Genomic DNA, 25,560 nt, shown 5'->3' on the forward strand with positions numbered 1-25,560 from the left:
TGGGAACCCAGTACGGGAAGCTAGAGCTTCCAAGACTGCATTCCCAAGCAGGAGCTTGGGAACGAGCGTAACCAAATGAACCACGCCACCTTCCCTTTTTCCGCCATCGTCGAACAAACCCAGCTCAAGACTGCGTTGCTGCTGTGCGCGGTCGATCCGTCCTTGGGCGGCGTACTGATACGCGGCGACAAAGGCACCGCCAAAAGCACCGCGGCGCGGGCGCTGACCGGCATTCTGCCGCTGATCGAACGGGTTGATGGGTGCGCATTTAATTGCGCTCCCGGCGTGCCCTATCAGCACTGCGAAACATGTAATCCTGTGGGCGCGAATTCATTCGCGCTTTTAACGGCAGCGCGAATAAATTCGCGCCCACAGCCCGTGCCTTTCATTACCTTGCCGCTGGGCGCAACCGAAGACCGCGTTATCGGCACACTGGATTTGGAGCAGGCGCTTAAAGGCGGTCGGCGCGTTTTCAAGCCCGGCTTACTGGCTGCGGCGCACCGGGGCATACTCTATATCGACGAAGTCAACCTGCTCCCCGATCATCTGGTCGATGTGCTGCTGGATGCGGCGGCGATGGGCGTTAATGCGGTGCAGCGCGAAGGCCTCTCGGTCACCCACCCTGCCCGCTTTACGCTGATAGGCACGATGAATCTGGAAGAAGGCGATTTGCGTCCGCAATTGCTGGACCGCTTCGGGCTGATGGTTGAAGTGACAGCACCTCGCGACAAAACCTTGCGCTCCGAAGTCGTGCGAAGGCGCATCGCCTTCGAGGCCAATCCCACGGCTTACGCCGCCAACTGGATGCAGCAACAGCAGGAATTGCGGCACAGACTGACAACGGCGCAGCAGTTGCTGCCGGAAGTATTGCTGGATGATGCGCTGCTCGACCTGATCAGTCATTTGTGCTGCGAATTCGAGGTAGCCAGCCTTCGCGCCGACATCGTCATGCACAAAGCCGCGCGCGCACTGGCCGCGCTCGAAGGCCGCTCGCAGGTCACGCCGCAAGACGTGCGCGGCGCGGCAGAACTGGTGTTGCCGCATCGGCGCAGGCGCAAGCCGTTCGAGCAACCGGGGCTGGATAAAGACCAGCTCGATGAGCTGATGCAACAGGCGTTACAGCCGCCGGATCAAAGCGAATCCGGCGCTGAAGATACCGAGCAGGAAAACGATCAAGATAACGGCGAGTCGGAAGACCAACAACAAGTCTTCGCCGCCGCGTCTGCCGTTAATGTACGACGCATCGAAATCGATACGGTTGCCAATAGGTACGCCTCCGGCAAGCGCAGCACGGCACCAGATGCCCCGCGCGGCCGTGTCGTGCGAGTCGTGCAGGACCAAAATCCAAGCAGTCTCGCCGTCGGCGCGACCTTGCGTAGCGCGGCGCTTAGAGGCTCCGACAACTTTCAGGTGTTGAAAAACGATCTGCACCAACAAGTCCGGGCAGGCAAAAATGCCAACCTGATCTTGTTTGTCGTCGACGCCTCCGGCTCCATGGCTGCACAGCGACGCATGGAAGCGGTCAAAGGCGCAGTGCTATCGCTGCTGACCGATGCCTACCAGCAGCGCGATGAAGTCGCGGTGATCGGCTTTCGCGGCGAATCCGCCCAGTTATTGCTGTCGCCTACCCGCAGCGTCGATCTTGCCGAACAGAATCTGCGCGAACTGCCTACCGGCGGCCGCACGCCCTTGCCTCATGCGCTGTCTGTGGCACTGGAAACGCTGGAGAAAACCAGCATGCCGCCGTTGCTGGTGTTGCTTAGCGACGGCAAGGCCAATGTTGCGCTGACCGATGGCAACGATCCCTGGCAGGAGTCGCTAAGATTTGCAGAATTACTGGCCGAACGCGGCGTACCCGCCCTGGTGCTCGATACTGAAACCGGGTATTTGCGCTTGGGGAAAGCCCGGCAATTGGCGCAGGCCTTGGGTGCCGAATGCCTGACGCTGGAAGAATTATCGGCGGAAAACCTGGCGCTTACGGTGCGTGGGTGCATTAAATGATATTACATTTTTTCGACGTAGGGCGTGCCATGCGCGCCTTAGCTCCAAAAAGGCGCGCATGGCACGCCCTACGATGCTGAACATGAAGTATTTTATTATGCTGGTTCCCAAGCTCTGGCTTGGGAACCCAGTACGCGAAGCTCTCGGCAACCGCTCCTGCGTTGCTCTACCTCTTGTGCATCCATGCAAGTCGTAGCTTCGCGAGACAATCTTGGAAGCTGGAGCTTCCAAGACTGAGGAGCTTGGGAACGAGCGCGTAAAAATGAACAATATTTTAGTAAATATGGGCGACCTAGAAGTCGCTTCTACAAAGGAACAATTATGATTATCTGCATAGGCGCAGGCCCCGGCGACGTGGCTTACCTGACCCAACGCGGCGCGGAGCTGATCCGCAATAGCGATGTGGTAGCCGGATTCGATGCCGTTATTAACGTCGTGCAAAGCCTGATTCCCGCTACGGCGCAAACCGTGCTGATGAATTATCGCGACCAAACCGAACAATTGGCGCAGGTTGCAATTGAGCATCATGCGGGCAAGAACTGCGTCGTGGTGTTCATGGGCGACATCCATTTCAGCGGCTTCCAGTATCTGGAACGGGTCGAGCGCGCTTGCGGCCATCCGGTCGAAACCGTGCCGGGCATATCGTCGGCGCAAATACTCGCATCGCGTGCCAAGGTCTGTTTCGACGAAACGACGTTTATCACTTTCCACCGTCGCGGCGACCTGACCCCGTTTAAGCAACACCTGGTGCATGTGTTGCAAGACCAGCGCAATGCGATCGTCATCCCCTGCCCGTGGGACGAGGCGCGCTCATTCATGCCGCGCCATATCGCAACTTACCTGTTGGAGCAAGACATATCGCCCGACCACCCGACCGAGGTCTGGGAGAATTTGACCCGCTCAGACGACTGCATGGATGCAGGAGGTACGACTCCACGGATGGAGGAGGTAGAGCAATGCAGGGAGCAATTGCCGAGAGCAATGCAGGGAGCAATTGCCGAAGCGGAGTGGCACGGCACGCTCGCCGACTGCGCGAAACAGGAATTCAGCGACATGAGCATCATGTTAATCCGCACCCGCAGCCCTATGTCCAGCCAGATTGAACCCGCAATGGAGCCGTTACCGAATGCAGGCTGAAACAAACCAACAATTCGGCATCGTTATCGCAGGTCACGGCAGCCGCGATGCCGACGGCATCCGGGAATTCGAGCAACTGGTTGAACTGGTCAGAGCGCGCGCGCCGCAGCATGTGGTCAGTCACGGCTACCTGGAGTTTGCCGGCCCGACTATCGATCAGGCGATCGCAGCCCAATTGAGCGACGATGCCAAACAAATCGTCATGGTGCCCAGCATCTTACTGGCGGCAACTCATGCTAAAAATGACCTGCCCAGCGAACTGCTGACCTCGGCTCGCGAACATCCCGACGTCGATTTTCATTTCGGTGCGCCGATGGGCTTACATCCGTTGTTGCTGCAAGTCGTTCAGCAACGTATCGTCGAGGCCGAATCGGCATCCTCCAAGACTGTGCGCCGTGCCGACACCTGCTTGGTACTGGTCGGCCGCGGCACCACCGACCCCGACGCCAATGGCGACGTCGCCAAGTTCGCGCGCATGATCGAAGAAGGCATGGGCTTTGGCGCATCTTACGTGTGCTATTCAGGCACTGCTAAACCGCTGGTTGCCGACGGCCTGCGCGCCGTAGCTCAACTGGGGTATGCACGGTTGATGGTGGTGCCGTTTTTCCTGTTCGACGGCATCTTGGTCAAGCGTATTTATGAAGCTGCCGATGCCATGCAAGAGCGCGAGCCTGAGCTGGAAGTGCTCAAGGCAGGCTATCTCGGCGTGCATCCGAACGTGGCCGATGTGCTGATTTCCAGGGCGCAGGAAGCGGTAGAAGGCCGTGCGGAGATGAACTGCTCTCTGTGCAAATACCGGGTGCAAATCGTCGGCTTTGAGCAGCAGGTCGGCGAACCGCAACGCCCCCATCATCTTCAGGTGCGCGGCCTATCAGAAAAAGCCGCTATAGATCAAGCCGCGACAGAATTTGCCCCTTACGTGCCGCATCCGATAGAGGCCGAAAGTTTCCGCATCATCGCCGCCGGACGCGACTGGTCGGTCTTCCCCGAGGCGCATCTGACCGTGCTGCAACGCTTGGTGCATACCAGCGGCGACTTTAATGCGGTCGACGACATTTACTTTTCGGCGGGCGCGGTCGAAACCGGCATTCGTGCCTTGTTGCGTTGCAAGCGTGTAGTAACCGACGTGACCATGGTGCAGACCGGCCTAAAGCGCGCTCTGCTCGAACAGCTCAGCATCGAAACCTGGTGCGGGGTGCATGACCGCGAAACCGCGCTGATGGCGCAGGCGCAAGGCATCACCCGTTCCGCGGCCGGAATACGACGCGCGTTCGAAAAATTCGGTAACGATATAGTGCTGTCGATCGGCGATGCGCCGACCGCGATCAGGGAAGCGGTGCGCTTGATTCGCGAACACGGCTGGCGGCCGCAGCTGGTGATTGGTTTGCCGGTCGGCTTTGTCGGCACCTGCGAGTCGAAAGCGGAATTAAAACGCTGCCTGCAAGTGCCGCGCATCACCAACAGCGGCACGCGCGGCGGTTCGCCGTGGGCGGCAACCGTCGTCAACGGCTTGATGATCGACGCGGTGAATCAGCTTGCAGAGTATGGCTCAGCAATTGCGATGGAACGCAGATGACGCAGATAAATATGATGAACACAGATGATTCAATAAAAGCTTATTTAATCTTAATAATCTGCGTTCCATTTTTTTAGCTGCTGTACCGAGCATGATTCAACCGGAGCTTAAAGAATTCGATCTCAGCGTGCTCGCACCGAACGGCTTGCGACGCGGGCGCACCACCGGCAGCTGCGCCACGGCGGCGGTTAAAGCCGCGCTGTATCTGCTGCTGCACGGTGAGCGCCTCACGCAGGTGCAAATAACATTGGCTGACGATACGCATTACCTGACCGTACCGATTCAGGACTGCCGCTGCCTGAACGAACACACAGCACGGGCCGAAGTGCTAAAAGACGGCGGCGACGACCCGGACAACACGCACGGGGCCACCCTCTTCGCCGAAGTGCGAAGAAACAATGAAGGGCAAATACGCTTTTTCGCCGGAAGCGGCGTCGGCACTGCGACCCAGCCAGGCCTGCGCGTAGCGGTAGGTGAGCCTGCAATTAACCCAACGCCGCGCAAGATGATGCGGCAGGCGGTCGTCGAGGTGTCCGATAATAAAGACCAAGGCTTCGACCTGATCATAGGTTGTATCAACGGCGAAGCGATTGCCAAAAAGACTTTCAACCCGAGACTCGGCATAGTCGGCGGCATATCGATACTCGGCACTTCAGGCATAGTCGAGCCTTTGTCGCTGGCTTCCTGGATTGCCTCGATTGAGGTTTATGTACGCGTCGCGTTGGGGGGCGACGATATAAACAGCATCGCTTTGCTGCCCGGAAAAATCGGCCGCACTTATGCAAAAGAGGCGCTGGGATTACCCGAACAGCGCTCGGTGCAGATCGCCAATTTTCTTGGCGACGCGTTAGATTTTTTACAGCAAGCCTTGGCTGAACAACAACGCCATCTGGATGTATTGTGGTTATTGGGACACCCGGGCAAACTTGCCAAAGTGCTGGACAGCGTATGGGATACGCACTCCAACAGGAGCGACATGGCCATGAGCGTTGTCGCCCGGGTAGCGGGAGAACGAGGATTTGACAGCCGTCTGGTACAAGAACTGGAACAGGCAAACACAGTGGAAGCCGCAATGGAAAGATTAAAGAGCGAAACCGGCGCACAGGCGTTGTGGACAGACATCGAACAGCGCATCGCCGCACTTGTTCATCAACGCGTACCGGCAGTGAAACAGGTTGAAGTGCGGCTATTTAATTTACAAGGGGATAGCTTGGGTGAAGTATGAAGGAGTAGCCAAGTAGGGCGCGCCGCGCGCCGGAGAGAAGTAATCCCAAACTGCGGAAAGGCGTGCACGGCGCGCCCTACGCTAAGCAATATGCACTGCACCGTTTATTTATGTCTAATCAAATAACATTTTACAAAATACTGGTACTTTTTATCATAACCCTCGCGAGAGCAGCATGAGTCATTTAGGTACATTCTACGGCATAGGCGTAGGACCGGGGCCAGCGGGTTACATCCCGCTGGCTGCGGTTGAGGCATTGCAACAGGCCGACATCATTTACGCCCCCCGTGCGCATAGTTCGGAAACCTCGGTGGCCTTGCAATGCTTAACCGGCATAGTCATCGCTCAGGAACGGATACGTGAAATAGAATTCACCATGGACCCTGACCGTACGGTATTGAGCGAGCATTACGCACAACTGGCGGAAACCATCGCCGTCGATTTGCGCGCAGGTTTAAACGTGGCTTACCTGACCATAGGCGACAGCCTCACCTACTCCACTTACGGCTATATATTGGCCGCTTTGCGCGAGTATTTGCCGGATTTGCCGCAGCGCACCTTCCCCGGCATTACCAGCTATGCGGCTGCGGCCTCGGCGATGGGCTGGCCGCTGGGCGTCGGCAAGGAGCGCACTCTGATTTTGCCCTGCCCCGAAGATGCGGCGGCGCTCCGGCAGGACATCGAAAGCCATGACATCGTCGTGCTGATGAAGATCGGCGCGCGCCTGCCCTGGGTGCTGGCTCTGCTCCGTGACATGGGCATCGCCGAATACTGTGCGTTTGCCCGTCGCATCGGCTTGGCCGACGAAATGCTGGCCGATGATGTCAGCGATTTATGCGCCACCTCGGCGATGGGCTATCTCGCCACCTTATTAATACGCAAAACACCCAGAGAGAGAAGGCATTCATGAAAGTTTACTTTATCGGCGCAGGTCCCGGCGCTTCCGATCTGATCACATTGCGCGGCGCGAATATTCTCGGCCGGGTCAGCATGGTGCTGTATGCCGGATCATTGGTGCCTATCGACATGTTGCAGCATTGCCGGGCAGATGCCGAACTGATCGACACAGCCCAGCTTGACCTTGAACAGCAGGAAGCCTGCTACCGTCGAGCACAAGAGAATGATTGCGATGTAGCTCGTTTGCATTCCGGCGACCCGGCCATTTACGGCGCGACCGCCGAGCAAATGCGCAGGCTTGATGCCCTCGGTATCGACTACGAAATTGTACCGGGCGTGTCCTCGTTCACTTCGGCGGCGGCATCCATTAAGGCCGAGCTGACCAAGCCGGAAGTCTCGCAAACCGTGATCCTGACCCGCGTTTCAGGCCGCGCTTCGGCCGTGCCGGAACTGGAATCGATCGCACGATTGGCCGAGCACCAAGCGACGATGTGCATCTTCCTGTCCGGGCCGCATCTGAAAAAAATAGTCGCCGACCTGCGATTGCATTACCCGGACGACACGCCGGTGGCGCTGGTCTATAAAGCAACCTGGCCGGAAGAGCGCTCTTACCAGGGCACGTTGGGCGCTATCCTTAAAGAAACCAAAAAAAGCGAGTGGAATCTAACCACGATGTTATTGGTAGGCAAAGCTTTAGGACGCGGTGAACAAACCGAATCCAGTCTGTATTCCAAGGATTTCACGCATATCTTCCGCGTCGTGAAAAAGAAAAAGGCTGCAGTGTGACTGATTGCGGCATCTGGCTAGTAAGGCCTGAAAGCGAAGCCTTGGCTTTGATCTTACAAGAGCAGCTGGGTGGGATATTGTACCGGCCTTGGCTTACTGCAATAAAAGACGACCGGCCGGTCGCCCCTACAAGTAACGCCACCAGCCAGAAACAACAGTTTGCCGCAGTCTACCGAAAGCATAAGCAGTGGATCATGATAGCGGCCAGCGGCATCGCGGTGCGCTTTCTCGATGGTTTGGCGCTGGACAAACATAGCGACCCGGCCGTCGTGGTGCTGGACGAAGCGGGACGGTTCGCGGTGTCGCTGCTGGCAGGACATGAAGGCGGCGCCAACCGTTTGGCTTATCGCGTCGCCAATGCAATCGGCGCGGTACCGGTCATTACTACAGCAACAGAAGCCTTGAAGCCTTTAGTCGTCGGTATAGGTTGTCGCAAGGGTGTCACTGCCGGACAAATCGCCGCGGCCGTGCATCTGGCATTAGGCGAGAGGCCGTTAAGCGAAGTGCGCGAAATAGCGACTATAGACTTGAAGGCAAACGAACCGGGCTTGCTGGATTTTTGCGAACTGCACGATTTGCCGCTACGCGTATTGGCAAGCGCAACAGTGGCGGCAAGGCCCTGGGTAACTAAAGCCTCGGACTGGGTACAGCAGAATGTGGGCTTGCCGGGAGTTTGTGAGCCCTGCGCTTTGATTGCCGGCGCCCGCGGCAAATTGATCGTGCCTAAAACGGCTTTAAACGGCGTAGCCGTTGCCGTTGTTGAAGATAATATATAAAGAGCGCCATCCGCCAGATCGCTGGTTCCCAAGCTTGGAGCTTGGGAACCAGCGCGAAGACGCGCATGGCACGCCCTACTCTATGTTAAATGATTCAAAGCAAGCTTTGAACGGCATCCTATAGTTGGAGTCCAAAGCTTGCTTTGTCCGTTATAAGAAAACAAATATTACAGATTAATAATCAGTGGATAAAAGAATGAAAGGTGTTTTAAATTTGGTTTCGGTCGGGCCGGGATTTAGCGATTTGATCGTTCCCCGCGCCGAAGCGGCATTGCGGGACAGCGATGTGATTGTGGCTTATGACCTGTATTTGCGCTGGATTGAGCCGTGGATAACCGGCAAGGAAATCCACACGCCGCCGCTGACTCAGGAACGCGAGCGCGCTTTACTGGCAATCGAAAAAGCCCGTAGCGGCGCCAAAGTCGCGCTGATTTCCAGCGGCGATATCGGCATTTATGCGATGGCGGCACTGGCTTTCGATGAAATGCGCGAAGATGACGACTATGAGGTCAATGTAATCCCCGGTATCACTTCCGCCAATGCCTGCGCCTCGTTATTAGGTTCGCCGTTGTCGCACGACTTCGCCACGCTGAGCCTGTCCGACCTGTTGTGCCCATGGGATTGGATCAAGCAGCGCGGACGGCACATCGCCCAGGCTGACCTCGCCTGTGTTTTGTATAACGTGCAAAGCGCCGGTCGCCAGGAAGGCGTGTACCGCATCCTCAACATCATGCTGGAGTCGAAATCGCCGAAAACATTGTGCGGCGTCATACATAACGCCTATCGGCCCGGCCAGAAAGTCGGCATTCATCATCTGGAAGACTTGCTGTCCTTGCAATTCGACATGCTGACCACCATCGTGATCGGCAACCGTTTTACCCAGCGCAAGCGCGGCTTTATTTTTACGCCGCGCGGCTACAATAACTGGGATGCACCCGCCGAACAGCCGGTTGGTCGCATCGGTTCCCTACCGATTGCGACACTTCTGACCTCCATGGATGGAGGAAATGCCGAGAACTGCCGGGAGCAGTCTCGGCCACCATCCCTGGCAGTCGAAAATGAACTGCCCGAGCACGCGCTATGGGTGTTTTCCGGCACCAGCGACGGCAACGCATTGGCTAACGAGTTGGCAGGGCAAGGCTATCCGGTCGTGGTCTCCGCCGCAACGGAATACGGCGGCGAGGTTGCCGCCCAGCATTGCTCCGGCGTGTCGGTCTGGGCCGGGCATCAAGGCGTTGAAGCGCAAAGACAGGCGCTAAGCCAAAATCAGGCACGGGTAATTGTTGATGCAACGCATCCTTACGCCAGCCTGATCTCGGAACAATTGATGGGCTTGTCGCAAAGCTTGAATATTCCGTATCTGCGTTTTGAGCGCCCCAGTTCTTTTGCAGCAGATAGCGGTATTGAATGTACCTCCACAGAACAAGCGGCCGGACAGGCCATTGCCCTCGGTCGGCGCATTTTTCTGACCACCGGCTCCAAGGATTTGGCTGTCTTCCTACAAGCGCCGGGTGCCGCCGAACGCGAATGGTTTGTACGGGTAACGCCCGAGCCTGAATTCATTCAAAGGGCCATCGATCTGGGTGTGCCGCGCAGTCATATTTGCGCGATGCAAGGACCGTTTTCGCAAGCGTTCAATGAAGCCTTGTGGCGGGATTTGAAAATCGATTGCGTGATCACCAAGGATTCCGGCGATGCAGGCGGCTATCAAGCCAAAGTGGCGGCAACGCAGGCGCTGAATATCCCGTTGCTGGTGATCAAGCGCCCGAAACTTGAGTATCCGTTCGCCACCTCAAGTTTCGATGCGGTATTGCGGCAGTTACAAGCGTGGAATATCAACGCATGATTCCGGTCACCATCGTTACCGGTTTTCTCGGTTCCGGCAAAACCACATTGCTGGGCAGCCTGATCAAAAGCAGGCAAACCCGACGCCTTGCGTTACTGATCAATGAATTCGGCGAAGTTTCCATCGACGGTGCGCTGATTAACGACAGCGTTGGCGGCGATGAGCATGTGCGGATTCATGATTTCCCTTACGGCCTGATTGCCTACGGCGATGACGAACACTTTATCCCGACCCTGCAGGCAATCGCCAAGCGCCGGGCCAATGTCGACCATGTGCTGATAGAAACCTCGGGGCTTGCGTTGCCCACAGCGGTCATGGAGTTGTTGCAATCGCCCGAACTGGCCAAGGATTTTATCCTTGACGCGACACTGGCCGTGGTGGATACGCCGTTGCTGCTGTCCGACCAGTTTGATCGTGACTTGAGTGCCGACAGTCCGCAGGCCGCCGTTGCCGATTCGGTCGCAACCTTGTTTGAACAGCAACTCGAATATGCCGATGTCGTGGTGTTGAACAAAATCGACTCATTGGATGAGGATGCTTTGCTGCTCGCGGAACAACGCGTTCGCGAGCGTGCGCCGAACGTGCGCTTCTTGGAGCTCGCTTACAACGCCCAACTGGATATTCGGCTGGCTCTTGGCCTGCGCTTGCACCAGCCGACTTTTACCGCGCACAACCACCGGTTTACGCCGCTAGCCGCCGTGCCCGATTCCGGTACGCCGACATTAGGTAGTCATACAAAACTGAACGGTCATGTCCACTCTGGTTTGGCAGTCCACAGTCACGGACTGGCAACGCACAAACATTTTCATGAACAGGATCCGGGCTGGCTGTCGTTCGTGCTGCGCAGCCAGGAACCGCAACAACCGGAAACACTGAAACAGGCACTAATCGAAGTGGCTAAAGTTGAACCGTTGTTGCGTAGCAAAGGCTTTATACGGCTTGTTGATCCGGATCAATCCGTTCTTGTTCAGGCGGTGCGCACACGGGTGGCGATAAGCACAGATACAATCAAACAATCCGCAAAGGAATCGGAACTGGTTTTTATCGGTTACCACCTGAACCGTAACAAGGTGGCGGCGCTGTTATCCCGATTGACCGCAACGCAATGGCAATAAAACCGTTGTGAAAATGAAATAGTCCGCATCACGTACCTACTTGACCAATGTATCAACTATGAAATCCACATTATTAAAATGCAATACTTACCGTAAACAAAGTTGGTGGAAAAGATATTGCGTCGAAGCTATCACTGTCTTCTGCGGATTGGTATTTATCAACCTAATATTTATAGCCAAAGTATATCGCGAAACAGATACTATCAATCCACAAACGGCTGGACTACTCGGGGACTTTGTTGGTGGGTATATTGGAACGATATTTGCTTTGGTAAGTGTAGTTCTCTTATACGCTAATCTCAAAAACCAACGTGAAGCATCAGAGCAGCAGAATTTTGAAACAAAGTATTTTGAGCTAATCAAAATGCATCGTGACAATGTCGCCGAGCTAGAGGTCGGTGGGTCTTCTGGCAGAAAGATATTCGTCTTGTTGATCCGGGAGTTTAGAATCATTCTCGACGTAATTTCCAGAATAGCTAAGGAATATAAACAGGAGCTTACACTGCCCCAGCAACTCCATATTTCGTATTACGTCCTTTTCTTTGGCGTTGGGCCAAATTCTTCACGAATGCTTAAAAGTTCCCTCGCAGCTTTTAACTGTGTATTCGTCAATGCGCTCGAAAAAGAATTTAATAAACAAGAGTTAAAGGAACATCTAAAAAAAGAACGTAAACTGGGTTATCTTCCTTTTGAGGGACATCAGTCGCGTCTTGGCCATTATTACCGCCATCTTTATCAAACTGTGTGTTATGTAGACAAGCAAACTATTCACCTCGATAAGTACGATTTCGTTAAGACAATACGAGCTCAACTTACTACACATGAGCAAGCGCTGTTGCTCATCAATAGTCGTACTCCGATGGGACGCGACTGGTGGGATAAGAAACTAATGACAAGTTATGGGATGGTTCAGAATATTCCTCAAGATTTTTTCGAACGAGACAATGAATTAAACATTGATGAATTGTTCAATGAAAATTATTTTGAGTGGCAAGAAGTCGCTTAGTAGATATGAACTCTTCCTATACACAACCAAAGTCCTGCCCCGCTTTATTCATCACCGCGCCCGGCTCCAATCACGGCAAGACCACCATCACCGCCGCGCTTGCCCGTTATCATGTCGAGCAAGGCCGCAAAGTCCGGGTGTTTAAGTCCGGCCCCGATTTTCTCGACCCGATGATACTCGAACGCGCCTGCGGCCTGCCGGTGTACCAGCTCGATCTGTGGATGATGGGCGAAACTGAATGCAGGCGATTATTGTACGAAGCCGCGCTGGAAGCCGACTTGATACTGATTGAAGGCGTGATGGGTTTGTTTGATGGCGAACCTTGTAGTGCCGATGTGGTCGAACTGTTCTCGGTGCCGGTGCTGGCGGTGATTGACGCAACGGGGGCAGCCCAAACGCTGGGAGCCATTGCCTACGGACTTGCCAACTATCGGCCTAAACTGCTGTTCGCCGGTATTTTAGCCAATAACGTCGCCAGTCCCCGGCATAACGACATGATCCAGGAAGGCATGCCGTCTGATCTGCATTATTTTGGCGGGATACCGCGCGATAACCGGTTTGTATTGCCGGAACGGCATCTGGGTCTGGTTCAGGCGGAAGAAGTGCTTGATCTCGAATCGCGAATGTCAGCCGCAGCAACGGCAATAGCTTCAACCAGGCTGGCAAAATTGCCAGAGGCTGTCGAATTTACAGCGCCCGAACAGGAAACGCCGCCCCAACTGTTATCGGGTATCCGCATCGGCATTGCCCGCGATACCGCATTTTCATTTATTTACGCAGGCAATCTGGATGTGTTACAGGCAATGGGAGCCACGCTGGTTTTCTTCTCGCCGCTTGCGGATATTGCATTGCCTGATGTTGACAGTGTTTATCTGCCGGGCGGCTATCCCGAGCTGCATTTGCAAACGCTACAGGATAATCTGGCAATGAAGTCGGCATTGCAAACGCATTTCCAACAGGAAAAACCCATTTACGCTGAATGCGGGGGACTATTGTATTTGCTGGAAACGATCGTCGATAAAGCCGGTTTTCGCGGTGAAATGGTCGGCCTGTTGCCCGGACACGCGATCATGCAAAACAAGCTGAAAGGCTTGGGCTATCAATCAGCGCCCATGCCTGGCGGCGTCTTGCGCAGCCATACTTTTCACCATTCCCTGATAGAAACGCCGCTTACCCCTGTTGCCTTTGGCGAACGCGTGCATAACACCTCAGCAGGGGAAGCCATTTATCAGCTAAACCGGCTAACCGCCAGTTACCTGCACGGCTATTTTTCATCAAATCCGACGGCAACCGCACAATTGTTTTTGCCTTAAGCGAAAAAAGAAGAACAACTAACACTCTGATTTTAATTGTTTTATTTTTTCGGTAGTCGTATTAGACACTAACACGACTTAAACTGACTCTGCTCAGCAGCCAAAATATCAGGCAATCAAGCAGTTTAGGAAGTGTATTTTGATTTTGCATAAATCAGGTTGCTATCAATAATGTAATTACTATAGAATCCAGTCTAACAAGTTAAGTTGGCGGCATTATTCACCGGTAATTTAAATTTAATATACTCCTAAAAAGGTGTCTACTTAACGTTAGGCATAATCGTTCAAATTGATAATGATTAAACTAAATCTCAGACAAAACGCACTTCATAGTTTGTATCACGCAATCGAGCATTTAGGTATGGTAGAGGATTGTACTGAACCTACAGATCGACTCTTTGACCCAGATACGGACTCAATAGAGTGGAGAGGAAAAGACGGATCAATCATTTTTTACAGCGGTAATTTTGTTAGACCCCCGTCCACTTACAATTACAAGTTTGCGATTCTTCATCTTATACAAGGGCTTGAATTATTGACCAAAGCTTATATTCACTCTAAAGACCCTGATTCGATATATAAAGGTAAAAAAAAGAAGAACACCATCTCCTTACGAGAGGGCTTGCCAAAGCTTTTAAATTTAAAGCCTAACCTCTTAAATGATCAGCAAATTACGTTAATCCAGCAAGCAAATGATATTCGGGATGTAATTGAACATTATGAGTTTTCATATCAAACTAAAGAGGCGCGCAACATTGCCTTAGAATTTTTAAGCATCAGTAATTACTTGGCCTATAAACTTTTCAATATAAACCTTGCTGATGAATTTTCTTATGACCCCTGGACTGATGATTATGATCCAGTGGGAGGCATCCTCGAAGGTTTGTTTAATGAAATGGGCATTGCAGGGCGTAATGCGGCTGACAGTTTAGCCGCTCTTTGGAAACAACGAAACCATGATGATACTCTCTATCTATGTCTCCAATGTGGAGCGCGAGGTGCTTCAGTAGCAAAAGGATATTGTATAGTTTGCACATCACCCAATGAGGAAAATATTGGTAAATTATTAACTGAACTTGAAGATTTACGGGAAGAATTTATTCGATTAAATTCACTTCGTGAAAATAGTCAATGAGAATGGGGGCAGGTCTTGCAATCACGCAAGGTTAGCATCGGTGCCAAAATTTAGCTTCCTTGTATCCTGAGTATTGCTTACACACTGTAGCTAAGTGGTCACTTTGTTTGGTGGTAGTTTAGCTGTCCGGCCTAACAAGTCGGTCAAAGGGACGTTAGGCGCCCAGTTCCCCCAGATTTCCCCTATTTTCTCAAGGAGACTCACATGTCAGAAAACCTGCAAGAAACTATACCCGAACTACCGAGCACTGATGAAATTCAAGACGCACTAGAAAAAGCATCTATTCTTCGAGAAGAGGTTGATCATTATCGTAGTACAGCGCAAGAAATAGATGATGAATTTAGGCGGGCTAATGAAGATAGGCGTCTGACTTTAGACGATATGCCATATGGCGAAGAACTTATAAGAACAAGAGAGCTGCCCCATCGTTTAGATCAGGCTATTGGACTTCTCACTCAGATTGACGAAAAAAAACTTTCGTCAAAAGATGCGTCTGATGCTTTCGAGGAGGCTGAAACCATTATTGAAGATGCTCGGAGCACAATTGATGACTGTACAGCTCTTCCTCCTGAGGAAGAAGATGAATAAAACCGTTTAGTCCTTAACCCCAATTGATCTCATTCTAAAATTGATGAATTAAAATTCTCATCAATTTTTTCTTTTAGAATATGCCTGTCCCATAGAATGATTGAATTTGATTTTGCAAGTTGTTGTGCAGAATTGGTAAAGAAATTATTTGTGACAACTATTGCCTTATGCAAACGATAATGAACTTTACCGGCAACAACTTCCTGAATTGCGCTATTGCCTACTGTGCTTGAATAGCACTTTGCTTGAATACCGATTGTGTTTCCATTTTTTGAAGCTATAACATCAATTCCTTGATCACCGGATGCTTTAGTTATTTCGGACTCATAGCCCATCTTAGAAAATAATTCAGCTATGAATTTTTCAAACTCTAGCCCATCCATTAAATCGACATCGTTAATCGTGTATTTTATCTGGTTACTTGTATTTGATGTTTTCAACCTGCTGATAAAATTGCTAAATTTTTTATTTTCCAAAATATGATTAATTTTTGGAATAACAATTTCCCAGCAAGTAAAATAATTTCGGTCATTGTTAGTAAATTTATCGTGCTTTATCAGGTAATATATAAATTTACCTAGAGATACATTATCACGATGAACAATATCATCAATAGAACAATATCCTTCTATTGCTTCGTCTAAAGTCAGATCTATTATATTAAAAAAATATTCTTTATATTCATTATCCCATTCTTTCGCCAAGTGTTCAATGGCAACATTATAAATAAAAAGATAAGTTACAAAAAATCCATACTGGCTATCTATAGCTGTATTTTCTTTTATAACTCGAGTAAACATCGACAGGTTATTTTCTAAATAACATTGAATTTCTTTTCTGATTTTACCTTCAAAGTTATAAGCATAATCCATTTTTCTACGAATATTATCTCTTACTTGTTTAGTAGACATTAATAATAATTTATCTGGTAGAGAATACTCGCATTGGCAATCAAATATATCCTCAGTAACTGATAAATAATAAGCATCAACATACAGGGCAATATTCGAATTATCAATAAAGCTCCTCCCCATTTCTACAAGCTCTCTATTGCCTAAAAGCTGAGAAACTGTCGAATTGACATTTATTGTAAAATCCTTAATTTCTGCATCTAATTTTAATTTTTTCAAGTTTATGTTCATGTTGTTCAAGTGTATGTTCATGTTTGAAATAAACGCCTTTGATGGGATATTGGTATTGTTGGGTTCTACTTTTTTTAGATGCGTCAATTCTTCAACTTTGACTTCTTTTTGTTGCTTAAATTGTTCGGCCTCTCTGATTGCTCTTGGCTGCATTAGTCAGGTAGGGTACGCACCGCGTACCTTTTTGGGGCTTAATTTATCGGAACGCTTGATTAAAGGTACGCAATGCGTACCCTACGAAAGTTCAGGATACTCTTATCCAAACCCTAACGAATAAGGTTAGATTGTGTGAGCGATAGCGAACCACAATCTGAACCGGTTGTTGGACAAGCCCGGTGGTAGTCGTAAGGCCGACTTTTATGTAAGAAAATATCTTTTCGGATTTTGTTGGTTGCGGCTAGGAATCTATAACCGCACTAGTCAAGAACAAACCGAACGCGTTGCTTTGGTAACGCCTTTAGCAAGTGGTGATGATTTAAGGCGAATAACAGCCTTTTTTACACCCTCCCTAAAAGCGCCGACAGTCTTTAGATCATCGCTTTATTTAGGATTTCTTTCATCTTCCAAGGCTTCAACCAGCTGTTTTGCAGGCAGATAACCGGGAAAAATATTACCTTTTTCGGTAACGATCATCGGTGTGCCCTTCACTTCAAAATCTTCAGCCAATTGCATATGCTGATCGACCGGGTTGTCGCAGGTTTTAGCGTCGAGCTTATCGCCTTTTTTCGCTGCGGTTAAGGCGGCTTTGCGATCAGCGGCACACCAAACCGATACGGCTTTGCTGTATGAATCGGAACCTTTACCGGCTCTTGGGAAAAACAAATACTGGATAGTAATGCCTTCAGCCATGTATTGATCGATTTCAGAGTGCAATTTACGGCAATAACCGCAATCGATATCGGTAAAAACACTAACCGTATACTTACTTACTTTAGGTTTAAACACGATCATTTTATCCAAACCGAGTTTCTCGATAGCCTGTTTGCGAGTGCCGCTCAGCTTTTCTTCAGTAAGGTCCGTACGTGCAGCAACATCAACCAAGTGCCCCTGTATTAAATACTTACCATCGCCGGAAACATAAAATATGCTGCCACCGACGGTAACCTCAAAAAGACCGCTGATTTCAGAAGGCTTAACGGATTCCACCGTTACCGATGGCATGGATTTAGCCAGCGCTTGCCTGATAGCATTTTCATCAGCATGTGCCACCGATAAAGTCAGGCCGAGTAACGATAAAGCGGCGCTCATAATAATTTTTTTCATAATATTCCTGTGTTAATTTATAGGACGTAGAATCGTCAAATGACCGTAGGGGCGATCCTGGCAGGTCGCCCCTAGCAGCTATTAAAATAAACGCCCTACATCCAAAAACATAGCCAATGCCATTAATGACACCAATAATACAATGCCGATTTGCTGAAAGAAGATTTGCGCCCTTTCCGAAACGGGGCCGCCTTTAATGCCTTCTATGGCGAAGAACAGCAAATGTCCGCCATCCAATACCGGTATCGGCAATAAATTTAATACGCCTAAACTGATGCTAACCAAGGCCAAATATTTCAAAAAGGGCACCAAACCCATAGTGGCAGACTGCCCTGCATATTGGGCAATACTGATAGGACCGCTTAAGTTTTCTATCGAAGACTTGCCGATCAGCATCTTACCCATCATTTTCAGGGTAGTAACGGAATAAAAATAGGTGGTTTCCAGTGCAACCGGTATCGCGGCCAACGGCGACAATGCATATTCCACGCTTACCGACTTCATCAGTTCTTCGGGTATATAAACAGATGCACCGACTTTACCTTCGGTCTTCTGACCCATTGCCACACCTTTTGGCGTAATGGTGACGGGCAACTGCACACCATCACGTTCAATGACCAGTTTGATTGGGACTCCGGGGTGTTCTTTTACATACACCACCCACTGCATCCAATCGTTCATGGGGGTGTCATCGGCACTCACAATCAGGTCGCCTTGCTGCAAATCGGCGGCTAATGCGGCGCTATCGGGCAGGACTTGCCCTATGATGGCTTGTAATTTCGGGGACCAAGGCTTGAAGCCTAAGCGTTGATACAGTACATCAGGATTTTCACTGTCTTTATCAATCAGCTCAAGCGTTCTGATAGCTTGCTGATCATCAACGTTTTTTACCCCGACCTTAATGCTCTGCTCACCATCCAGTGCCGAGGATACCAAGACAGTCATGGCTTCCGTCCAGGTTGGCGTCAGCTTGTCGTTAACCGAGATAATCTGATCACCTTCGACAAAGCCTGCGGCTGCGGCTAATGTGCCCTGCTCCACCGCGCCGAGTATCGGCTTGATACCCGTCTCGCCAATCACCAGCACACTCCAGAACAACGCAACAGCAAGCACCAGATTAAACACGGGACCTGCGGCAACTATGGCCGTTCTGGCCAATAAAGACTGGCGATTAAACGCATACGGCAAGTCGGCTTCATTAACTTCGCCTTCGCGCTCATCGACCATTTTGACATAGCCGCCCAGCGGAATAGCCGAGACCACATACTCTGTCGCATCCGGGTTTTTCTGATACGACCATAAAACCTTGCCAAAGCCGATAGAAAACCGAAGTACTTTTACCCCGGCTTTACGAGCAACCCAAAAATGCCCGAATTCATGAAATGAAACCAGGACACTGATGGCGACTATGAAATAAAACAGCGTATGCAAGAAATCCATTAACCATTAAGCTCTTCAATAATATTGATAGACACTAGCCTAGCCTGTTGATCCGCATCTAAAATAATTTCCAGGGTATCGGCAGCCTTGGCCTCGAATTTTTTCATGCAACGTTCAATAATAAGCGGAATATCGGTAAATCTAATCTGTTCATTTAAAAAGGCCTCGACGGCAATTTCGTTGGCTGCATTTAAAATAGTCGGCATGGTGCCGCCTGTAGCAATAGCCTCATAGGCCAGACGCAAACAGGGAAACCGTTCCAGACTAGGCTCATGAAAATCCATGCGCCCGACATCAAAAATATTCAACGGTTCAACGCCTGAATCAAATCGCTCCGGCCAAGCCATTGAATAGGCGATAGGTATACGCATATCGGGATTGCCCATTTGTGCCAAAACCGTTCCATCCACATAATCCACCATCGAATGGATAACACTTTGCGGATGAATGACCACTTGAATCTGGTCTGGGGTCATATCGAATAAAATACAAGCCTCGATCATTTCCAGGCCTTTATTCATCATGGTTGCCGAATCCACTGATATTTTTCTGCCCATATCCCAGTTAGGGTGAGCTACAGCCTGAGCCGGCGTAACATTGATCAGTTGCTCAACGGGCATTTCCCGAAAAGGGCCGCCCGAAGCCGTCAATAAAATACGTCTGGCTTGCTTTTCCTGCATACCGGTTTTATATCCGGCAGGCATGCACTGGAATATCGCATTATGCTCGCTGTCAATCGGCAGCAATTGCGCCCCAGAATCGGCGACAGCTTGCATGAAAATGGCACCCGACATCACCAGGGCTTCTTTATTGGCGAGCAATACGGTTTTACCCGCTTTTGCGGCCGCAAGACTCGGCAAAAGCCCCGCCGCACCTACGATGGCCGCCATCACTGAATCGACGTTATCCAACGTTGCCACCTGCTCCAGCGCCTTTGCGCCTGACAGTACTTTTATATCGGCTATGGGCGTATTTTTCAGTCTTTCTTCAAAGGCTAAAGCCTTATGCTGATCCACGACAACAACAACCTCTGGATGGTGCTCCAGACATTGTTCGTAAAGAACGTCAATGTTGGTATTGGCCGTTAACGCGATGACCTTATACAGGCTGGAATGTCTTGCCACCACATCTAAGGTGCTAACGCCAATTGAGCCGGTCGCTCCGAGTATGCAAATGCCTTTCATGACATAAGCCCAATGACGACTATACCGGCATAAAAAAATGGAGTCGCGGCAATCAGGCTATCAATCCTATCCAGAATACCGCCGTGTCCAGGCAGTATTGATCCCGTGTCTTTGACGCCGCGTTGACGTTTGACCACACTAAAAAACAAATCGCCGTAAATAGAAATCAACACCGTGAGTACAGACAATAGTACAAAATCGGATACCCTCATCCAGATAAAACCATCACGATAGCTGTAATAGCCGATAAAAGCAGCAGCCCAGACGGCTCCGGCTACAAAAGCGCCGTACATACCTTGAACTGTCTTGCCCGGACTGATTTCGGGTGACAGCTTGGTTTTACCAAATTTCTTTCCGGCAAAATAGGCGGCAATATCGGCAGCCCAGATCAATACCAGAAAATATAAGGTCATTTCCGAACCATAAAAAGCTCTTAACCGGCTCAAAAACATCCACACTGCCAATAGAACAAGCCAGCCGATCAATGCCTTGTAGCGCATTTTTAGTTTAAGATTTAAAATGCCGGCAGGCGAATTTCTAATTAACATCATGACCAATATCCAGAACAATACCGGCACTATAACCAGCCACTCCAAAATGCCCGAATAGTCCCTGACATCAGGCCAATCTAACAGCTGAGCTGCCAACTCCAGAAATTGGGTCCAGAAATGCAGCCATAACATCGGCAAAATCAACGCAACCAAAAATAATCCGCGTTGAATCGGCGAATGAATACCGATCAAATTAGTCCATTCCCATGCGGCTAAAAGCGTGATTAACCCAATAAGTAATGAAAAATATTCCGAAGGCAGCTGAAAAACAGCAAGCACAATCAGGGGAACCAGAATTAAGGCGGTAATAATTCGCTGTAGTAACATTTTATTATTAGATGAAGTTGGAAATATTGTAGGGGCGACTGGTTGGTCGCCCTTATTTTATTATAGCGGCAACCGGCAAGTTGCCATTAAAGTACTTTATTAAGCAGCTGCTCTCCGGTATGACCAAAGCGCCTTTGTCGTTTTTTAAAGCTGTTGATAGCATCTTCAAGTGAGTTTTGGTCGAAATCCGGCCATAGTGTTTCGGTAAAATACAGCTCAGTATAGGCCAGTTGCCATAACAAAAAATTACTCACGCGTTGTTCGCCACCGGTTCTGATAAACAAGTCGGGCTCAGACAAGTCTGCGGTTGATAAATGCTGATTAATCAGTTGCTCACTGATATCCTGCTTTTCCAATTCTCCTGCAGCTATTTTTTCCGTCACGGTCCGGAACGCCTGACACATATCCCAGCGCCCACCATAATTAGCCGCGATAACTAAGGTTAAGGCATTATTATCTTTGGTTTGCGCCTCTCCTTCGGCCATTTTTGTCTGCAGTTTGTCAGAGAATGCCGATCTGTCGCCAATGAATCGTAAGCGGATATTGTTGCGATCGAGCTTGTTGATTTCGCTTTGCAGCGTTGCCATAAACAACCCCATCAACAATGATACTTCTTCTTCCGGGCGACGCCAGTTTTCACTGCTAAAAGCAAATAAGGTCAAAACATCAATCTGATGTTTAGCACAATACTCTACAATTTTTCGAACCGCTTTAACCCCGGCCTGGTGGCCGATCGCACGCGGCATAAATCGTTTCTGCGCCCAACGACCATTGCCATCCATGATAATAGCGATGTGACGCGGATTATTGCTATTTATGTTGGCTGATTCCGAACTGATACAGTCATCCGTAGGCATTATTGAAATCTCAATTACATTGATAGTAAGTCGGCTTCTTTGGCTTCCAGCAATTTCTCAACGTCTTTTACATACTGATCGGTCAATTTTTGAATTTTTTCTTCAGCGGCATGCGCATCATCTTCGGAAATCAGTTTTTCCTTTAAGGCTTCTTTTATGGCCGAATTTGCATCACGACGAATATTTCTGATCGCAACACGACCATTCTCTGCTTCATTCTTGACGATTTTAACCAGGCTGCGACGGCGCTCTTCGGTCAACGGCGGCAATGGAATACGAATAACCATGCCGTTGGTAGAGGGATTTAAACCTAGATCCGACTTCATAATGGCTTTTTCAATCGCCTGCACCATGCCCTTTTCCCAGGGAGTAATCGTTAGCGTACGCGCATCTTCAACAGCGATATTGGCAACCTGAGATAGCGCAGAATCGGTACCGTAGTACGATACGTTAATTTGATCCAATAAACTGGGATGGGCCCTGCCCGTTCTTATTTTCGAAAACTCATGTTTTAAGGCATCAATACTTTTACTCATGCGAGTTGAAGCGTCTTGTTGAATATCACTGATCATTATCTGTTCCTCGTTGAATAAGAGATCCTATCTCTTCGCCCATCATTAGTTTCATTACCGCACCTTGCTCAAAAATATTCATCACCCGCATCGGTACATTATTATCCCGACATAATACCAGTGCAGTAGTGTCCATGACATTCAGACGTTGATCCAACGCTTCATCATAGGTTAGTCGTGAATAGAACTTAGCGTTCTTGTCTTTTTTGGGATCGGCAGAATAGATGCCTTTAACTTTAGTGGCCTTAATCATCAACTCGGCATTGATTTCAATCGCTCTAAGACTGGCTGCAGAATCGGTGGTGAAAAACGGATTTCCGGTTCCCGCTGCAAAAATAACGACCCGGCCTTTTTCCAAATGTCTGACCGCCCTGCGGCGAATATAATCTTCACAGACCTGATTGATTTTCAGTGCAGACATCACCCTGACCTGTTGCCCGTGGGATTCGAGTGCATCCTGCATGGCCAGAGCATTGATTACCGTAGCCAACATACCCATTTGATCGCTGGTTACTCTATCTAAACCTTGCGAAGCTTTTTCAGCTCCACGCAATATATTACCGCCGCCGATAACCAAACCAACCTGAAGGCCAACATCGCATAACTCTTTAATTTCAGTTGCAAGACGATTAACAATATCTGCATCAATACTACCACCGGTCTCACTCATTAAAGCTTCACCGCTTAACTTAAGCAAAATTCTCTGGCAAATCAATTTAGTCATTTTAATTATCGGGGGCTAGTGTTTATTATTGTGGGAGCGAATTTATTCGCGTCTATAGCGGGGCAACACGAATAAATTCGCAGCCATAGCCAAAGAGTTAGTTTGTGCCTCTGACTTGTGCCATAACTTCTTCGGCAAAGTTTTCTTCTTTTTTCTCGATTCCTTCGCCCACTTCCAAACGGGCAAAACGAATAACGCTGTTACCTTTTGAGGCAAGCAGCTTTCCAACAGTCATTTTATCGTCTTTAATAAAAGGCTGACCCACCAAGGTGATTTCTGCCAAAAATTTACCAATACGCCCAATAACCATTTTCTCAATAATTTCCGCAGGTTTTCCGCTTTCTGCCGCTTGAGCCGAGAATATTTCCTTCTCTTTTTCAATCAACTCTGCAGATACTTGCTCTTCAGAAACACAAGCCGGTTTACTCGCTGCAATATGCATGGCGATGTCTTTGCCCAACTGCTCATCTGCTTTAGCTAATTCGACGATCACACCGATTTTATTACCGTGTAAGTAACAGGCTGTACCACCCGTAGCGGTCTGGTATTTCAAAAATCGTCTGACAGTAATGTTTTCGCCCAATCGGGCAATCAGACCGCGACGGACTTCATCAACAATAGAGCCGTCAGCCAACTTCATTGCCAACAGTTGCTCTTCTGTTTCAATATCTGAATTTAACAAAGCTACAGTGACATTATTGACAAAACTGACGAAATCATCCGCCTTGGCAACAAAGTCAGTCTCGCAATTAATATCAACAATCGCTACCGCTTTTCCGTCATCACTGACTTTAGCGCCGATGATGCCTTCAGCAGCAATACGGTCGGATTTTTTATCGGCTTTAGCTAGGCCGGATTTGCGCATATTTTCGATGGCCAATTCCATATCGCCGTTCGCTTCAACTAATGCTTTTTTGCACTCCATCATACCGGAGGCCGTTCTTTCACGCAGCTCCTTAACCATCGCTGCACTAATAGTCATACTCATTCTTTGTCTTTCCTTATTGTTCATCACTGTAAAAACGCCCCCGTGAGGAGGCGTTTTTTTGCCTAACGTTAAGCGTTCAGGAAACGCTTATAAAAATAATATTGCACTTATTCCGCTGCTGCTTCTTCAACAAAATCATCAGCTTTTGCTGACAATCCCAAACCGGCTGATTTAGCTTCCATGACTGCCGCAGAAACGCTTTCGCAATAGAGTTTAACTGCACGGATAGAGTCGTCATTACCAGGAATAATGTAATCAACTTGTTCAGGTGAATTATTAGAATCCACAATACCAACAACCGGGATACCTAATTTTCTAGCTTCGCTGATCGCATTTTTTTCATAACCGACATCCAATATAAAAATCACGTCAGGAACGCCTTTCATGTCTTTAATTCCACCCAGACTACGCTCCAGCTTTTCAAGCTCGCGTTCCATACCTAAGGCTTCTTTCTTCGCAAAACGTTGATAAAGCGTACCATCAGCTTTCATCGCTTCCAATTCTTTAAGACGATTGATTGATTTTTTGATGGTTTTAAAGTTGGTCAACATACCGCCTAACCAGCGATGGTTAACGTAAGGCATGCCGCAACGAGCAGCTTCTTCAGCAACTACTTTACGTGCTGATTTTTTGGTACCAACAAACAGGACAGTGCCTTTGTTTGCTGACATCTGGCCCAGATAGTTCATTGCGTCATTGAACATCGGAAGCGTTTTTTCCAAATCAATGATATGGATTTTGTTACGCGAACCGAACAGGTATGCAGCCATTTTCGGATTCCAGTAACGAGTTTGATGCCCAAAATGGACACCCGCTTCAAGCATTTGACGCATAGATACTGCTGACATGTATTCTCCTAAGATTTAAAATTCGGAACACCTGTTCCGAGTTGGGTTACGCCTCCACCTACCCCGCCTGAAAAACCAGCAACAACCATCAGTTAAAATTCAGGTTATGCCGGCACCCTTCCAAACGTGACGATAGGAGTGAGTATTAGTTCAAAATGAACTTCTCTTTATACCATAATTACTTTTTCACAACAAGCCGATCTCTGTTAAAATGCATCCATTACACGAGCGCAAAACGAGCGGCACAAAACCAAAAGCCTGCC

The 25,560-nt window shown here is 49.4% G+C and carries 23 protein-coding genes; 13 read left to right on the forward strand and 10 right to left on the reverse strand.

The features are described 5' to 3' along the window. Nucleotides 1–75 precede the first annotated feature (75 nt). The 13 genes from ABXJ76_RS11585 (at nucleotide 76) to ABXJ76_RS11645 (ending at nucleotide 15,401) form a co-directional block, all read left to right on the forward strand. Nucleotides 76–2,001, forward strand: coding sequence for a putative cobaltochelatase (locus ABXJ76_RS11585; protein ID WP_432740643.1), 1,926 nt, complete (start codon nucleotides 76–78; stop codon nucleotides 1,999–2,001). 321 nt (nucleotides 2,002–2,322) lie between these two features. Continuing rightward, entirely contained in the window at nucleotides 2,323–3,138 is an 816-nt protein-coding gene (locus ABXJ76_RS11590; RefSeq protein ID WP_432740644.1) for a cobalt-precorrin-7 (C(5))-methyltransferase, read from the forward strand. Continuing rightward, nucleotides 3,128–4,714 carry a precorrin-8X methylmutase gene (locus tag ABXJ76_RS11595; protein ID WP_432740645.1) on the forward strand — a complete coding sequence of 529 codons (1,587 nt, stop codon included), beginning with the start codon at nucleotides 3,128–3,130 and terminating at the stop codon, nucleotides 4,712–4,714. Before ABXJ76_RS11590 ends, ABXJ76_RS11595 begins: the two co-directional genes overlap by 11 nt. A gap of 91 nt (nucleotides 4,715–4,805) precedes the next feature. Beyond that, nucleotides 4,806–5,939: a cobalt-precorrin-5B (C(1))-methyltransferase CbiD gene (gene cbiD, locus ABXJ76_RS11600; RefSeq protein ID WP_432740646.1), complete on the forward strand. Its 1,134-nt coding sequence runs from the start codon at nucleotides 4,806–4,808 to the stop codon at nucleotides 5,937–5,939. 175 nt (nucleotides 5,940–6,114) lie between these two features. Next, nucleotides 6,115–6,849, forward strand: a complete 735-nt coding sequence (gene cobI / locus ABXJ76_RS11605) for a precorrin-2 C(20)-methyltransferase (RefSeq protein WP_432740647.1) — start codon at nucleotides 6,115–6,117, stop codon at nucleotides 6,847–6,849. After that, on the forward strand, nucleotides 6,846–7,622 hold the full coding sequence (gene cobM / locus ABXJ76_RS11610; protein ID WP_432740648.1) for a precorrin-4 C(11)-methyltransferase: 777 nt from the start codon (nucleotides 6,846–6,848) through the stop codon (nucleotides 7,620–7,622). Before cobI ends, cobM begins: the two co-directional genes overlap by 4 nt. After that, on the forward strand, nucleotides 7,619–8,398 hold the full coding sequence (locus ABXJ76_RS11615; RefSeq protein ID WP_432740649.1) for a cobalamin biosynthesis protein: 780 nt from the start codon (nucleotides 7,619–7,621) through the stop codon (nucleotides 8,396–8,398). The genes cobM and ABXJ76_RS11615 overlap by 4 nt, the downstream gene beginning before the upstream one ends. Before the next feature lie 196 nt (nucleotides 8,399–8,594). Continuing rightward, entirely contained in the window at nucleotides 8,595–10,244 is a 1,650-nt protein-coding gene (cobJ, locus tag ABXJ76_RS11620; protein WP_432740650.1) for a precorrin-3B C(17)-methyltransferase, read from the forward strand. Then, the gene (locus tag ABXJ76_RS11625) at nucleotides 10,226–11,359 is read left to right on the forward strand and encodes a CobW family GTP-binding protein (protein WP_432740651.1); all 1,134 of its coding nucleotides are present in this window, start codon (nucleotides 10,226–10,228) and stop codon (nucleotides 11,357–11,359) included. The genes cobJ and ABXJ76_RS11625 overlap by 19 nt, the downstream gene beginning before the upstream one ends. 58 nt (nucleotides 11,360–11,417) lie before the next feature. Continuing rightward, nucleotides 11,418–12,365, forward strand: a complete 948-nt coding sequence (locus ABXJ76_RS11630) for a putative phage abortive infection protein (RefSeq protein ID WP_432740652.1) — start codon at nucleotides 11,418–11,420, stop codon at nucleotides 12,363–12,365. A 5-nt stretch (nucleotides 12,366–12,370) separates the two neighbouring features. Further along, nucleotides 12,371–13,678, forward strand: coding sequence for a cobyrinate a,c-diamide synthase (locus ABXJ76_RS11635; RefSeq protein ID WP_432740653.1), 1,308 nt, complete (start codon nucleotides 12,371–12,373; stop codon nucleotides 13,676–13,678). Nucleotides 13,679–13,973: 295 nt separating this feature from the next. Next, nucleotides 13,974–14,813 carry a hypothetical protein gene (locus ABXJ76_RS11640; protein WP_432740654.1) on the forward strand — a complete coding sequence of 280 codons (840 nt, stop codon included), beginning with the start codon at nucleotides 13,974–13,976 and terminating at the stop codon, nucleotides 14,811–14,813. Nucleotides 14,814–15,017: 204 nt separating this feature from the next. Then, nucleotides 15,018–15,401, forward strand: a complete 384-nt coding sequence (locus ABXJ76_RS11645; protein ID WP_432740655.1) for a hypothetical protein — start codon at nucleotides 15,018–15,020, stop codon at nucleotides 15,399–15,401. Between the two features lie 29 nt (nucleotides 15,402–15,430). On the opposite strand, the gene ABXJ76_RS11650 is transcribed toward ABXJ76_RS11645, so the two are convergent. From ABXJ76_RS11650 to rpsB, 10 genes are all read right to left on the reverse strand, one after another. Then, a complete protein-coding gene (locus ABXJ76_RS11650) occupies nucleotides 15,431–16,696 on the reverse strand; it encodes a restriction endonuclease (RefSeq protein ID WP_432740656.1) in 1,266 nt (421 codons plus the stop codon). A 387-nt stretch (nucleotides 16,697–17,083) separates the two neighbouring features. Then, on the reverse strand, nucleotides 17,084–17,806 hold the full coding sequence (locus ABXJ76_RS11655; RefSeq protein WP_432740657.1) for a DsbC family protein: 723 nt from the start codon (nucleotides 17,804–17,806) through the stop codon (nucleotides 17,084–17,086). A gap of 81 nt (nucleotides 17,807–17,887) precedes the next feature. Next, a complete protein-coding gene (rseP, locus tag ABXJ76_RS11660) occupies nucleotides 17,888–19,246 on the reverse strand; it encodes an RIP metalloprotease RseP (RefSeq protein ID WP_432740658.1) in 1,359 nt (452 codons plus the stop codon). Continuing rightward, complete coding sequence (gene ispC / locus ABXJ76_RS11665) at nucleotides 19,246–20,430, reverse strand: 1-deoxy-D-xylulose-5-phosphate reductoisomerase (protein WP_432740659.1); 1,185 nt, start codon at nucleotides 20,428–20,430, stop codon at nucleotides 19,246–19,248. The genes rseP and ispC overlap by 1 nt, the downstream gene beginning before the upstream one ends. After that, nucleotides 20,427–21,308: a phosphatidate cytidylyltransferase gene (locus ABXJ76_RS11670; protein ID WP_432740660.1), complete on the reverse strand. Its 882-nt coding sequence runs from the start codon at nucleotides 21,306–21,308 to the stop codon at nucleotides 20,427–20,429. Before ABXJ76_RS11670 ends, ispC begins: the two co-directional genes overlap by 4 nt. An 86-nt stretch (nucleotides 21,309–21,394) precedes the next feature. After that, nucleotides 21,395–22,165 (reverse strand): isoprenyl transferase, encoded by a 771-nt coding sequence (locus ABXJ76_RS11675; protein WP_432740661.1) that lies wholly within the window; start codon nucleotides 22,163–22,165, stop codon nucleotides 21,395–21,397. Nucleotides 22,166–22,179: 14 nt separating this feature from the next. Further along, nucleotides 22,180–22,737, reverse strand: a complete 558-nt coding sequence (frr, locus tag ABXJ76_RS11680; protein WP_432740663.1) for a ribosome recycling factor — start codon at nucleotides 22,735–22,737, stop codon at nucleotides 22,180–22,182. Next, complete coding sequence (pyrH, locus tag ABXJ76_RS11685) at nucleotides 22,727–23,461, reverse strand: UMP kinase (RefSeq protein WP_432740664.1); 735 nt, start codon at nucleotides 23,459–23,461, stop codon at nucleotides 22,727–22,729. The genes frr and pyrH overlap by 11 nt, the downstream gene beginning before the upstream one ends. 97 nt (nucleotides 23,462–23,558) lie before the next feature. Further along, the gene (gene tsf / locus ABXJ76_RS11690) at nucleotides 23,559–24,443 is read right to left on the reverse strand and encodes a translation elongation factor Ts (protein WP_432746509.1); all 885 of its coding nucleotides are present in this window, start codon (nucleotides 24,441–24,443) and stop codon (nucleotides 23,559–23,561) included. A 113-nt stretch (nucleotides 24,444–24,556) separates the two neighbouring features. Next, entirely contained in the window at nucleotides 24,557–25,297 is a 741-nt protein-coding gene (rpsB, locus tag ABXJ76_RS11695; protein WP_432740665.1) for a 30S ribosomal protein S2, read from the reverse strand. Between the last annotated feature and the right edge of the window lie 263 nt (nucleotides 25,298–25,560).

The organism is Methylobacter arcticus, from assembly GCF_050917435.1.
Classification (GTDB): Bacteria; Pseudomonadota; Gammaproteobacteria; order Methylococcales; family Methylomonadaceae; genus Methylobacter_A; species Methylobacter_A titanis.